8 protein-coding genes and 1 pseudogene are annotated in these 13473 nt (G+C 61.6%); 7 read left to right on the forward strand and 2 right to left on the reverse strand.

Annotation, left to right across the window (positions count from 1 at the left end; all coding sequences use genetic code 11):
• Positions 1–17: 17 nt before the first annotated feature.
• Both ACWGTI_RS16800 and ACWGTI_RS16805 read right to left on the reverse strand, forming a co-directional pair.
• Positions 18–1025: an ABC transporter permease subunit gene (locus ACWGTI_RS16800; RefSeq protein WP_025583791.1), complete on the reverse strand. Its 1008-nt coding sequence runs from the start codon at positions 1023–1025 to the stop codon at positions 18–20.
• Positions 1026–1072: 47 nt separating this feature from the next.
• The gene (locus tag ACWGTI_RS16805) at positions 1073–2671 is read right to left on the reverse strand and encodes an ABC transporter substrate-binding protein (RefSeq protein WP_454588139.1); all 1599 of its coding nucleotides are present in this window, start codon (positions 2669–2671) and stop codon (positions 1073–1075) included.
• Positions 2672–3150: 479 nt separating this feature from the next.
• Here ACWGTI_RS16805 and ACWGTI_RS16810 point away from each other — a divergent pair, with 479 nt between their 5' ends.
• The 7 genes and pseudogenes from ACWGTI_RS16810 (at position 3151) to ACWGTI_RS16840 (ending at position 13231) form a co-directional block, all read left to right on the forward strand.
• Positions 3151–5139, forward strand: coding sequence for a long-chain-fatty-acid--CoA ligase (locus ACWGTI_RS16810; RefSeq protein ID WP_454588140.1), 1989 nt, complete (start codon positions 3151–3153; stop codon positions 5137–5139).
• A gap of 8 nt (positions 5140–5147) precedes the next feature.
• Positions 5148–5887 (forward strand): annotated as a pseudogene (locus tag ACWGTI_RS16815) (class I SAM-dependent methyltransferase).
• 293 nt (positions 5888–6180) lie between these two features.
• Positions 6181–9381: an AAA family ATPase gene (locus ACWGTI_RS16820; protein WP_454588141.1), complete on the forward strand. Its 3201-nt coding sequence runs from the start codon at positions 6181–6183 to the stop codon at positions 9379–9381.
• The gene (locus ACWGTI_RS16825) at positions 9365–10519 is read left to right on the forward strand and encodes a YcaO-like family protein (protein WP_454588142.1); all 1155 of its coding nucleotides are present in this window, start codon (positions 9365–9367) and stop codon (positions 10517–10519) included. The genes ACWGTI_RS16820 and ACWGTI_RS16825 overlap by 17 nt, the downstream gene beginning before the upstream one ends.
• Before the next feature lie 5 nt (positions 10520–10524).
• Positions 10525–11247, forward strand: a complete 723-nt coding sequence (locus ACWGTI_RS16830; RefSeq protein WP_454588143.1) for a TfuA-like protein — start codon at positions 10525–10527, stop codon at positions 11245–11247.
• A 77-nt stretch (positions 11248–11324) separates the two neighbouring features.
• A complete protein-coding gene (locus ACWGTI_RS16835) occupies positions 11325–12506 on the forward strand; it encodes a hypothetical protein (RefSeq protein ID WP_454588144.1) in 1182 nt (393 codons plus the stop codon).
• Positions 12507–12538: 32 nt separating this feature from the next.
• Positions 12539–13231 carry a hypothetical protein gene (locus tag ACWGTI_RS16840; RefSeq protein ID WP_454588145.1) on the forward strand — a complete coding sequence of 231 codons (693 nt, stop codon included), beginning with the start codon at positions 12539–12541 and terminating at the stop codon, positions 13229–13231.
• Positions 13232–13473: the final 242 nt, after the last annotated feature.

The raw sequence follows: 13473 nt of genomic DNA on the forward strand, positions 1-13473 counted from the left end.
TTCGGTCGACTGGCTCATCACGCTGCCCTGATGCGCGGGTTGATGACGGCATAAAGCACGTCGACGATCAGGTTCACGGCCATGACGATAAGGGCGATCAAGAGCAAGCCCGACTGCACGACGACATAGTCGCGCTTGGATATGGAATCGACCATCCACTTGCCGATGCCCGGCCAGGCGAAGATGGTTTCGGTGAGAATGGCGCCGGCGAGCAGCGTACTGACCTGCAGGCCGATGGTGGTGACCACCGGGATGAGCGCATTGCGCAGCGCGTGCACGCCGATGACGCGGGACGACGACAACCCCTTGGCGCGCGCGGTCCGCACATAGTCCTCGCCCAGCACTTCGAGCATGGCCGAGCGCGTCTGGCGGGCGATCACCGCCAGCGGGATGGTGCCGAGCACAATTGTCGGCAGCACCAGATGGCTCAATGCCGAACGGAAAGCATCCCATTTGCCGTAGAGCAAGCTGTCGAGGGTCAGGAAGCCGGTGATCGGCTTGATGAAGAACTGCAGGCCGATGCGGCCGGAAACCGGGGTCCAGCCGAGATAGCCGGAGAAAAAGATGATCAGCAGCAGGCCCCACCAGAAGATCGGCATGGAATAGCCGACAAGGGCTGTGCCCATCAGCCCCTGGTCGAACCAGGAGCCGCGCTTGACCGCGGCGAAGATGCCCGCGGGAATGCCCAGCAGCATGGCGAAGATCATGGCGAAGACAGAGAGCTCAATGGTTGCCGGGAAGAGCGTCATAAAATCTTCGATGACCGGGCGCTTGGACGAGATCGAGACGCCGAAATTACCGGTCGCGGCATCGCGGACATAATGCGCGTATTGCTGCCAGATCGGCAGATTGTAGCCGAACTGTTCCTTCAGTTCCGCGTAGCGCTCGGGCGACACGCCATGCTCGCCGGCCATGGCCAGGATGGGATCGCCGGGCAGCAGCCTGACGAAAGCGAAGGCACAGATGGTGATGCCGATCAGCGTCGGCAGCACCAAGACGATTTTGTTGAGGAGATATCGGAGCATCTTGAAAAGGGGGCGGCGCTTGATTGCGCGCCGCCCGCCTAACAGTTCTATTCGGCCTTGTCGACGCCATCGAAGCGATGAATACCGAGCGGGTCCATCATGTAACCGCTGACATTCTTGCGCACGACTGCGTAAACCTGGCTGTGTGCCATGAGGAAGGCCGGAGCCTGCTTGGCAAAGACCACCTGCGCCTGCTCATAGAGCTTGGTGCGTTCGGCCTGGTCGCTGGTCTTCTTGGCCTTCTGGATCAGGTCCTCGAAGTCCTTGTCGCACCAGCTGGAGTAGTTCGACACGCCGATGGCCGAGCAGGCGAACAGCGTGGCGAAGAAGTTGTCCGGATCGCCATTGTCACCGGTCCAGCCGATCTGGAAGGCGCCGGGGCGTTCCTTCTTCTTGCCTTCCTCGCGATACTTCGTCCATTCGTAGCTGACGATCTCCGCCTTGACGCCGACCTTGGCCCAGTCGGCCTGGATCAGTTCGGCGGCGCGCTGGAAGTTCGGGTTGTAGGGACGGACGCGATCGGAGGCCCAGAGCTGGATCTCCTTCAGCCCGGCATCGGCCAGCACCTTCTTGGCCGCTTCCGGATCATAGGCGTCGGACTTCACGTCCTTGTCCCACGACCACATGGTCGGCGGGATCAGGTTTTCGGCCGGCGTGGCGCCGGCGTCCTGGAACAGCGACTTGATGAGCGATGCCCGGTCGATCGCCTGGTTGAGTGCGTGGCGCACTTCAGGCTTGTCGAGCGGCGGGATGGTGGTGTTGTAGCTCATGTAGCCGATGTTGAGGCCGGCCTGATCCATCAGGGTCACGTCGGCGTTGGCCTTGATCGTGCCGATGTCGGCAGGATTCGGATAGGGCGCGATGTCGCATTCGCCGGCGAGCACCTTCTGGATGCGGGCGGTCGCGTCCGGCGTGATGGCGAAGACGAGATCGTCGATCTTTTCCTTGCCCTTGAAGTAATCCGGGTTGGCCGCATAGCGGATCACCGAATCCAGCTGGTAGTCGACGAACTGGAATGGACCGGTGCCGATCGGCTTGGTCGAGAAGTCGGCCATCTTGCCGTCTTTTTCCAGCTGGTCGGCATATTCCTTCGACACGATCGAGGCGAAGTCCATGCCGAGATTGGCCAGCATCGGCGCGTTCGGCTCGGTCAGCGTCAGCTTAACGGTCAGGTCATCGACCTTTTCCCACTTGGCGACGTATTTCGGCATGTCCATGCCGGTGTAGTAGTCCCAAGTCAGGTTCGGCAGGTACTTTTCGCCGTTCCAGGGATTTTCCTTGTTGAACTGGCGATCGAAGGAAAAGACGACGTCGTCTGCATTGAAGTCACGTGTCGGCTTGAAGAAATCCGTGGTCTGGAACTTCACGCCCGGATGCAGGTGGAAAGTATAGACCAGGCCGTCGTCGGAGATTTCCCACTTGTCGGCAAGACCGGGCTCGATCTCGGTGCCGCCATGCTTGAATTCGACCAGGCGCGAATAGACGGTACGCGACGAGGCATCGAAGTCGTTGCCGCCCGTCGTGGTACCCGGGTCGAAGTTGGCCGGCGAGGCCTCCGAGCAGTAAACCAGCGTCTTGGCATTGGCCACGCCGCCGAGGACGCTTGCAGCCAGCAACGCGGCTGCAAAAGTCAGTTTCTTTTTCATTGAGCACTCCCTGATGTTCTTCCAAGCCCCTCTAGCAGGCTCGCGAAGCGCGCATATAAGCACCGTTTTTCGGGCTTTGGAACACCCTGTTTGCCTACCCCACCGTAAGCAGAAAATATTTCTCGGCTTTTGCTCGATTTCAGAAAGAAATAGCAAAATCTGCTAATCACGGGATTGTTAACGACCGCATTTTTTCATTGATTGCCGGTATCGTGAGCACAAATATCCACAGGCTCAGGTTTCGCAGCCGACATGACAGGAGGCCGTTTCCGGAGCCGGCGTCGCGAGAAGGATTTCGGCCGCAAATCTTTGCCGTCCTGCCGTTGGGGCAAGACTTGCACGGCCGCCGATAGTCGCAATAGATAGATGACACGCCGGATTTCCCGGGAATCCGCGACATCGCTGCAGCGGAGGACGCCTCACTATATTGAGGCGATGCAGCATGGAGCAGGCAACAGAACGAATGAGGGAGGCTAGAGGTGGCAAAAGCGACAAAGACAACGGCCCCGGCGAAAGCAAAAGCAGGGACTGCTTCAAAGCCGGCCGCTGCTGCCGCCAAGCCGAAAGCGCCTTCGGTCAAAGCCGCCGCCAAGCCGAAGGCGGCCAGCGCGCCGGCGACGGCAAGCGCCAAGCCGGCCGCAAAACCTGCGGCCAAACCCGCGGCCGCGAAGACAGCACCTGTTGCAAAACCCGCCGCCAACCCTGCATCGAAAACAGCGGCGGCAAAGCCGGCCTCAAAACCGGCGCCGAGCCCGGCCAAGAAACTGCCGAAGACACTGACGGCGCTTGCCGCGGGCCTGCCGGACAAGCCGTGGCTTAAAAGCTATTCGAAAGTCGTTCCGGCCGAGATCGGCACCCTGCCCTACGGTTCGATCGGCGACTTCCTGGTCGGCGCCTGCAAGCAGTTTTCCGGCCAGCCGGCATTCGTGTGCATGGGCAAGTCGATCTCCTATGCCGAACTCGAGCGGAAATCGGCCGCCTTTGGCGCCTATCTGCAATCGAAGGGCCTGCAGAAGGGCGCCCGGGTGGCGCTGATGATGCCAAACGTGCTGCAATATCCGGTGGCGATGATGGCTGTGCTTCGCGCCGGCTATGTCGTGGTGAACGTCAATCCGCTCTACACGCCGCGCGAACTGGAGCACCAGCTCAAGGATTCCGGTGCACGGGCGATCGTCATTCTCGAGAACTTCGCCAGCACGCTGGACGCGGTGATTGCCAGGACGGATGTCAAGCATGTGGTCGTCGCGGCGATGGGCGACATGCTCGGGGGCCTCAAGGGCGCGATCGTCAACCTCGTCGTGCGCCGGGTGAAGAAGATGGTGCCGGCCTGGTCGCTGCCCGGCCATGTCAAGTTCAATGCGGCCGTGAAGGCCGGCGCTGGCATCGCCTTCAAGCCGGCCAAGTTGGGAGCGAGCGACGTCGCCTTCCTGCAATATACCGGCGGCACCACCGGGATTTCCAAGGGCGCCGTGCTGCTGCACTCCAACGTGCTGTCCAATGTCGCGCAGAATACGCTGTGGCTGCAGGACGCCTACGCGATCAAGCCGAAACCGGCGCATCTCAACTTCATCTGCGCGCTGCCGCTCTATCATATATTCGCGCTGACGGTGAATGCGCTGATGGGGATGCAACAGGGCGCCCAGAACGTGCTCATTCCCAACCCGCGCGACATTCCCGGCTTCGTCAAGGAGCTGCAGAAATATCCGGCGCACATTTTCCCCGGCCTCAACACGCTGTTCAACGCGCTGCTCAACAATGAGGACTTCCGCGAGCTCGACTTCAAACCGCTGATCCTGACGCTGGGCGGCGGCATGGCGGTGCAGAAGGGCGTCGCCGAGCGCTGGAAGGCGCTGACCGGCAACTCGATCACCGAAGGCTACGGCCTTTCGGAGACGTCGCCGGTGGCCACCGCCAACAAGTTCAGCGACGGCAATTTCACCGGCACTATCGGCCTGCCTTTGCCGTCGACCGAGATCGCCATCCGCGACGATGACGGCAACAATCTGCCGCTCGGCGAAGTCGGCGAGATCTGCATACGCGGACCGCAGGTGATGGCCGGCTACTGGAACCGGCCGGACGAGACCGCCAAGGTGATGACCAAGGACGGTTTCTTCAAATCCGGCGACATGGGCTTCATGGACGAGCGCGGCTACACCAAGATCGTCGACCGCAAGAAGGATATGATCCTGGTCTCCGGCTTCAACGTCTATCCCAACGAACTCGAGGAAGTCGTCGCTCAGCATCCAGGCGTGCTGGAAGTGGCGGCGATCGGCGTGCCGGACGAGCATTCGGGCGAAGTGCCAAAGCTGTTCGTGGTCAAAAAGGACCCGGCGCTGACCGTCGAGGCGCTGATCGCCTATTGCCGTGAGAACCTGACCGGCTACAAGCGACCGAAATACATCGAGTTCCGGACCGAACTGCCGAAGACGCCGGTGGGCAAGATCCTGCGCCGGGCGCTGCGGGAATAGTGGGGGATTTGCACGACGGCCGCGGCGATGGCGGGATCGTGGACGTTGATCGACGTCTCGATCCCGAAGCGTTCATCAAGGCGAACCTGCGGCTAGCACCGTTCCCGTGCTTCCTGAAATCCAGCTCTATACGGCCCATCCCGGCAGTGGCTTGAGGCGGCTTGTCGATCCGCACCAAAGCGGCGACGCGGACGGCGATGCGCTTGAGCCAGTCGACGACGCGCCCGAGCCAGCGCCGCCTTACTGGGCCTATGCCTGGGCCGGCGGCACGGTGCTTGCGCGCTATGTACTCGACCATCCGCAAAGTGTGGCCGCTCGCCGCGTGCTCGACCTCGGCGCCGGTTCGGGCCTTGTCGGCATCGCCGCCGCGAAAGCTGGCGCCTGTGGGGTGATCGCCGCCGAGATCGATCGCAACGGCGTCGCCGCCATCGGCCTCAACGCCACGGCCAATGGCGTCGAAATCACCATTGTCGGCCAGGATATCACCACGGGTCCGCCACCGGCGGTCGACCTCGTGCTTGCGGGTGACGTGTTCTATGGCCGCGAGATTGCTTTGCAAATTATCCCGTTCCTCGACCGCTGCCTGGCGGCCGGCATCGAAGTGCTGGTCGGCGATCCCCGCCGCGCCGACCTGCCGCTGTCGAGGCTGCGGTTGCTCGCCGAATATCAGGTGCCGGATTTTGGGGATGCGAAGGGTACAGCGGCGAGGCCGAGCGGGGTGTTTTTGTTTGAGGCGGGAGAGGGCTGAAGCGGAAAAACCCAATCGCTCGGAGTGACCGGATTCGACGCAAAGCTGACTATGCCGACCCGGCATGAACGACTGCTATGCGCCTGATCTCGGTCATCGAAGTCATCCCGACCGCCCACCAAAAGCGGTCACAGCTGGTGTCAACGCCACGGAGAGTTTGCGCCGTGAGCATTTCTCTCCATAATGATCCCAGCATCGGCTTTTTCCTGCCCTGCCCACCGATCAAGTGTTTTGTGAACAGCATCGCACTTTGCTAATATTGCCGTCACTGTGCTCGGCGAGGAAATCGCAGCATGTCGGAGAAGAGTCCGGTCGCGTTGCCGGCGGCGTCGGTGGCAACAGGTTTTCTGGGCGGCAACGGCAACAATGCGTCCGAAGCCCGGCATGAGCGCCGGATCCTGACCGCGCTCTGCTACGACCTGGTCGGATCGACCGACCTTCTTGGCATCCTGGACATTGAAGAGTTCGAGGAACTGATATCAGCCTTCCAGCGGGCGGCGAGACAGGCGGTCGCGTCGTGCTCGGGTGCCGTAGAGGTCGAGGTCGGCGATGGCGGCGTTGCTTTGTTTCCTGCCGAAATAGACGCCAAGGATGCGGCATCGCTGGCGATCCGGGCCGGGCTCGAAATCATCGACGCCTGCAGGCGCGTCGGTTCGGACCAAGGCCGCGCCGATTTGCATGTCCGGGTCGGAATCGCGACATCGATGACCCTGATCCAGAAGGGTGACGCCGACACGGGTCGTGACAATGTCACCGGCCCTGCCTTCGCGATGGCCACGCGGCTCCAGGCCATCGCGCAGCCGGATACGGTGGTGGTCTCGGACGCGACGCGCAACCTGGCGCGACGGTCGCATGTGTTCAGCTGTAGGGGGACCCATGCGATCAAGGGGTTTGCCGAACCGGAGCTGGTCTGGCGCGCGCTGAGTCACAAGCGCGAGGTCGACCGCTTCTTCGCCTTCGGGCGGCTGAGCAGTCCGCTCGTCGATCGCGAGGCCGAACTCGCCACGATCGCCGAAGCATGGGACAGCGCCGTTGCAGGAAACGGCGGCATGGTGGTGATCGAGGGCGAGGCCGGGATCGGCAAGTCGCGCATTCTTCACGAAGTGCGCCGGCGCACGCGTCACCAGCGCGCGAAACTGCTGCTCTTCCAGTGCACGCCCGGCGGCGTGCGCTCGGCGCTGCATCCGCTGCTACAGAACGTACGCGGCGATCTCGCCGGCAACGAAGGACAGCTGAGCGCTGCCGCCGTGGCGGAAGTATTCCGCGATCATGACGTCCGCGATCCCGAAATCATCGACATCTTCTCGTTCCTGCTCGGCGCTGCGGGAGCCGATCCGATGCTCAAGGAAATCGACGCCGAGGCGATGCGCGCGAAAGCCAATTGGGCGGTTCGCCACTCGCTCGAAGCCCTGTGCGCCAGCGGACCGATCGTCCTGGTGGTCGAGGACATTCATTGGATCGACCTGACGTCGAGACAATTGTTGGCTGAGCTTGCACAGTCGGCCCGTCACTTCCGGGCGCTTGTCATCGTGACCACGCGCCCTGAAACCGGGAGCTGGCTGGCAGCATCGAATCCAAGGCATATCTCGCTAAAGCCGCTCAACCGCGAGCAAACGCGGCTGGCGATCGCGGCCATGTTACCGCAAGGCAAGCCGTCAACTTCCCCGGAATTGCTCGACGTGGTGGAACGCGTGACCGGAGGCGTCCCGCTGTTTATCGAAGAAATCTGCCAGTGGATGGCCGAGAACGCGGCCTCGGCAACGGATCGGCTGGCGCAGACCGCGACGCGCAGTCATGCCTCGGTGTTTGAAAGCGTGATCGAGGCCAGGCTCGAAACGCTGGGGCCTGCACACGAAGTTGCGCGCGCCGCGGCCGTCGCGGGCAATCGTTTCAATCAGGAATTGCTGCGCGCGCTGTTGCCGGAGCTCGACGACGAAATCATCGCAAACGCGCTGGATTCACTGAGCGAGGCCGGGTTCCTGATCCGCGTGCGGCCTTCCGGCGTTCCGGTCTATGGCGTGCGCCATGCGCTTATCCAGGAGACGATCTACAACGCAACGCTGCGCAAGAGACGGCAGGCCTTGCATCGCCGCCTGTTTGCCGCGGTGAGCCGCAACCGAAACCTGGCCGGGTGGCTGGGCACCGCCGAGGTCGCCGAGCACGCCGAGCGCGCAGGCCTTCTAGAGGACGCGATCGCTCAGTTCGTGATCGCAGGCACGGAAAGCTCGTCCCGCTCGGCAATGGCAGAAGCGAGGCAGATACTCGAGCATGCATTGGCGCTCTGCGAGCGAGTTGCGGCAGCCGACACGCGAGACGCGCTGCGGCTATCGGCCATGATCGTGCTCGGTCCCATCCTGACCGCTGTCGAAGGTCCGAACTCGGCGCCCGCCCGCAAATTGTACGAGGACGGCGTGGTGATGGCCCGGCGGCGGCCGGTGGCCGAGCGGGCCAAGTGGTTCCCGATCTACTGGGGCTGGTGGTTCACGGATACCGTCATGGACGGCGAGCGCGCGGAAGTCGTGCTCAGCGATCTCAGGGATGTCGAGGATGCCGAAGTGCAACTCCAGGCCAGGCATTGCGTGTGGGCAATCGACTTCAATCTTGGCCGCCACGACCGCTGCATCGCGGCCGTCGACGCCGGACTGTCGCTCTATGAGCACGGCCAGGGCAAAGCCAATGCTGCGTTGTTCGGCGGGCATGACGCGAGGGTCTGCGGGCTCGCCCACCGCGCCTTGTCGCTTTGGTTCGTCGGAAAGCCGGCAAGCGCGATCCATTCGATGTCGGAAGCTAGGAGCTGGGCGCAGCAAACCGGACATGCCGGCAGCATCGCGCATGCCTATCTCAACGAGGCGATGCTGCATTGCTATCGCCGCGATTTTTCGAGGCTACGAAGCGTGATAGCGGATCTGCGCCACTTGACGGAGCGCCATTATATGCCCGCTCTCGCCGCCGCAGCGCAAATCTTCGAAGGTTGGTGCGACGGCAACGCCGGCCAGGTCGAGAGCGGCAGGGACAAAATGCGGCAAGGCCTTGGCCTCCATGGCGAGTTCCAGACGCCTGAGGACGAACCGGTCTATTGCGGCATGCTGGCAGAGCTTTTGACACGAACTGCCGAGGTCGATGAGGCGCTCGCGCTGCTGGGCTCGGCTGTGGCGCAGGCCGAGGCCGGCGGCAGCCGCTTCTGGCTGGCAGAGCTCTACAGGCGAAGGGCGGAGCTACTTCTTCTCCAGGGCGATGCGGAGGCGGACGTAATCGCTGCCCTCGAAAAGAGCATCGCCATAGCCGCGGAGCAAGGCGCCGTGCCTTTCCTCGTCAGTATATACGAGACCCTTCAATCATCAGGCCTGTCGCCTGAACTGTCGTCGCGCTATCGCGATCGGGTCGAACGTGCGAAATCCGCTCTCGAGCCGGGCGCCGCGCTGATCGTCAATCCCGAATCGGCCGTTCGGCACTACCCGGCCCTGCAAGACATCCGCGATGCTGGAGCGATATAAACGCCTTGGTCCGCCGCCCGACGAGGCGCTGGCGAGGCTGATGAAGATGCGCGAAGGCCTGGGCATCACGCGGATCGCCGACATTACCGGGCTCGACCAGCTCGGCATCCCGGTCGTGCAGGTGACAAGACCTTTCTCGCTCTCCAACGCGGTCGCGCAAGGCAAGGGCGCCACCCTGGCGGAAGCCGCGATATCGGCCATGCTGGAATCGGCCGAGAGCTTCTTTGCAGAGCAGGTGGCGAATTTCGAACCAGTCGTCGGCTGCGCCGATCAATTGGGCATCCCGCCAGATCGTTTCGAAAAGCATCTCCAGGGGGGCACCGCGCCCGGATGGCGCGGCAGGGAGACGGCGTGGGTAGCCGCAGACAATCTTCTTACCGGCAGCCGCGACCTGGTCCCGTTCGAGCTCGTGCACACCGCCTATGTGTTGCCGTCACTGCCCCATGACGGGATTTTCACGGCATCGACGAGCGGTTTGGCAGCAGGCTTCGAGGAGCCGGATGCCATCGTTCATGGCATGCTTGAATGCATCGAACGCGACGCGATCGCCACGGCATACCGGACCCACGGGTTTTTCCACCGTCAACGCATCGATCCCGAGACGGTTGATGATCCGTCGCTCCGCGATCTCCTGGAAACTTTGGCGGCCAAGAACGTGCTGGTTGGCCTTTGGCAAGCTTTGTCGCCGTTGGGCATACCGGTGGTGTGGTGCCATCTGCTGGAAGACAAACCGACGGAAACGGTCCTTTTGGATCATCCGGCTGATGGCTCGGCTGCCGGTTTCAGTCCCGCCGGCGCGGCGGCGAACGCCATCTACGAAGCGGCCCAGGCCCGTCTGGCGGCGATCTCGGGCGCGCGCGATGACCTGACGCGCGCGTCCTATCCGAAATACCCCGATCGGCAGATGATCGCAGCGCATCGTCGGCTCCTCCGCGATGGCCCGCGCAGCGTGGATTTCCGCGCGCTCGCCGAGCAGAAGTTCAACACGGCGTCGGACGGGCTGTCGGTCCTCTTGGCAATTCTCGAAGAGAGAGGGTTCGATGCGGTTCACCTAATCCGGGTGGGAACGAAACCGCTCGACGCCCTGTCGGTTGTCAGGATTGTCATCCCTGCCTTGCAGCCGCTCATGCAGGGGTAGGGATTATGCGCCCGAAACTCGTCTTCACTGGCCCTACCGTGTCCCATTCCGACGCGTTGAAGGTCGTCGATGCGGTATGCCTTCCCCCGGCCGTGCAAGGCTCGATCGTTTCGGCCGTGCAGCATTTCGACCCGAGTGCGATCCTTCTCATCGATGGCGGTTTTCAGACCGAGCCAGCGGTTCGGCACAAGGAAATCCTGTGGGCCCTCAGCCGTGGCATTCATGTCGTCGGCGCGGCCAGCATGGGTGCCCTTCGAGCAGCCGAGCTGTTCCCCCATATGCAAGGCGTTGGGCTTATCTACCGATGGTATCGCCGCTTCGCCTTTGCACCCGACGACGCAGTAGCGGTATTGCATGGACCGGCCGAGGTGAATTTCGCTCAATTGACGCATGCGCTGATTGACCTGCGCCGGACCCTTCGCGCTGCTTGCCGGCGCGGCGTGATTTCACCCGAACAGCAGGCGAGGTTCGAGGGTGCGGCACAGGCCGTCAATTTTCGCGACCGCACCCTGGCACGGATGGTCCGTGATGCGCACGACGGCAACGACGACGTCGAGAATTTGTGCAGGGAGCTCGGCGCGGCTTTCGTCCAGCAAAAAAAGCAAGATGCCCTGCGGGCACTCGAACTTTTGCGGGAGCAAGTATTTGAAAAAGCACACCCCATGCTGGAATTACAGCTAACCTCGGCCTTCTCCAAGGATATGGATGATGCGGGGCTGGCGTTATAGGCCCTGACCTCTTGGCGGCCGACGATTTACGTGACGTAAGCGCCGTGATAGCGTGGTAGCCTAGGGGGGCCAAGCGATTGGACGCGGTCGATCGTGTCGTTGCGCAAGATCCGTTGCTGGGAACGCGGTTCCTGGTCTACCCGCAGGTCCCTCACCTTTCGGGTTACGGAACACCCGAAACAGTATGGATTTCTACTCCACCCGATCTGATCCGCTCCGGCCCGGAAGATCACCGCATCTACGTTCGCGATCCGCTCCTCGACAAGGAGCCTTACGACTACCCTTATCTGCCACCGTTTGTCGGCGAAATCTTTCCGCCTGCAGAGGCTGGCTTTGACGGCCATTTCGATCAACTTTCCCTGACCTCGCGGCAGTTCCTTTCCGCGCACGCTTTCGCCTCGGTCAGCCGCGTGCTGGACATCTGGGAAAGCTACCTCGGCAAACCGATTGTTTGGTACTTCGCCGAGACGTACGAGCGGCTCGAAATCATCCCCTTCGTCGACTGGGAGAATGCGCAATCAGGCTATGGCTATCTGGAACTCGGCCGAGAGCGCGGCATCGACGGAGGCAACTATCCCTATGCGCTCAACTTCGATGTGATTGCACATGAGGTCGGCCACGTCATCTTGTTTTCGCTGTTCGGGACACCAGCCGGCGGTCTGACTCAAGGCGATTTCGGACCGTTCCACGAAGCCAGCTCGGATCTGGTCTCGCTCTTGTCCTTCCTGAATTTTGACAGCGGCATGGACCGGCTGCTGCGGCACTGCGATGGCAACCTGCTTGTTCTCAATGAATTGAACCGGATTGCCGAGCTAACTGGCGATCGGCAGATACGCCTCGCCAGCAACGCACGCCGCATGTCAGAGGTGACGGCGGAAATCCATGACAGGTCACGGCCGTTCACGGGGGCTGTGTTCGACACGATCGTCGACGTCTACCACGCAGCACTGGTGCACGAGGGGTTGGCCGACGAGCGGCTGCTGGGGATCGACATCAAGGATGTCGACCAGTCCGATATGCAGCGCATTTCGGATTTCACGTCCCGCGCCTTTCGCGCTCGGCCCTTCATGTTCAAGAGCATGTTGATCAGAGCAAGGGACGAAGTGGCCCTCGCACTTGCGCAGGCGTGGCCACGCCTCGATGCGGATGACCTGTCGTTCGAGAATGCCGCGGCGTTGGTGGTGGACGTCAGCGATCGGGTCGCGCCGATGCTCGCGGAAAAATTCGATGAGAACTTCAGCTGGCGGGAGATCTTGTGAACTGAAGGATGCAGCAAAAAGGAGCGAGGAAAATGAGCGACGACTATCACCGACCGACACTAACGTTTCCATCAGGCGCTTACAACGCAACACAGGTCAGGCTCTATGGCTTGGGGGCGGAGATTGGACTCAGCGTGCCCGGTGCGCCGGCACCCTTTGGGGACACCGGCATGTATGTCGAAACCGCGCCTGGGCAACCCATCACCGACGAGCAACGTATCAACGCACTTGAAGTGTTGAAGAAATATGAAAGCAACAAAGGTCGCCAAGATATAATAAATGGATATATTCCATTTCCAAAAATACCAATCAGAGTCTCCTATCATTTCAAGATCGACCTGAAGAATTTTGGCACTGCGGTCCTTTCAACGGTAGGCAGTACCTTCATGCTCGGATCATCTCCAGAACAGAAAACATCGTGCGGGATAATTGTCGGTTATGCCTATGAGGGACATACCTACGATTTGCCAAAGCCCAAGATAATGATCATCCCAGCGTTTCCGGAGCCCAAGATTCCGGCGGACGATTCGGAATTTGACGCCAAGGAACCTGAAGGCTACGCGGTTTGGCTCGTCGATAAGCTCGACGAATGCGTGGAGTTGGAGATGAACCAAGGCTTTGTCGAACAGATCGTCCTCGAGGCGAACCTTCCAGGCAAGCGTTCACCGACGATGTACGCGTCCAAGATGACGATGGGACACCGTGGCGGAAAGCTGAACGACTAGTCTCTCATGTTCCCTGTCAAGGTTGAAGGCAAGAAGGCTCGCCTGCTCGGCAGGTTTGCCATGCAGTCGGATCGGCTGAAGCTGCACAGAGCTGGGGTGGAACTCAGAGACGACGGTTGATCAGACTCTCATCCGCGGGCTGGGTGCCGGCCTTCCGTGTCTTGGTCTCGGGGCGGGCGTCGGGCGCATCGGCTCGGCCACATAACTGGCGACGGGAGTTCCCCACCGGGGCCCTACTCCAA

This window comes from Mesorhizobium sp. ArgA1 (genome assembly GCF_053714375.1).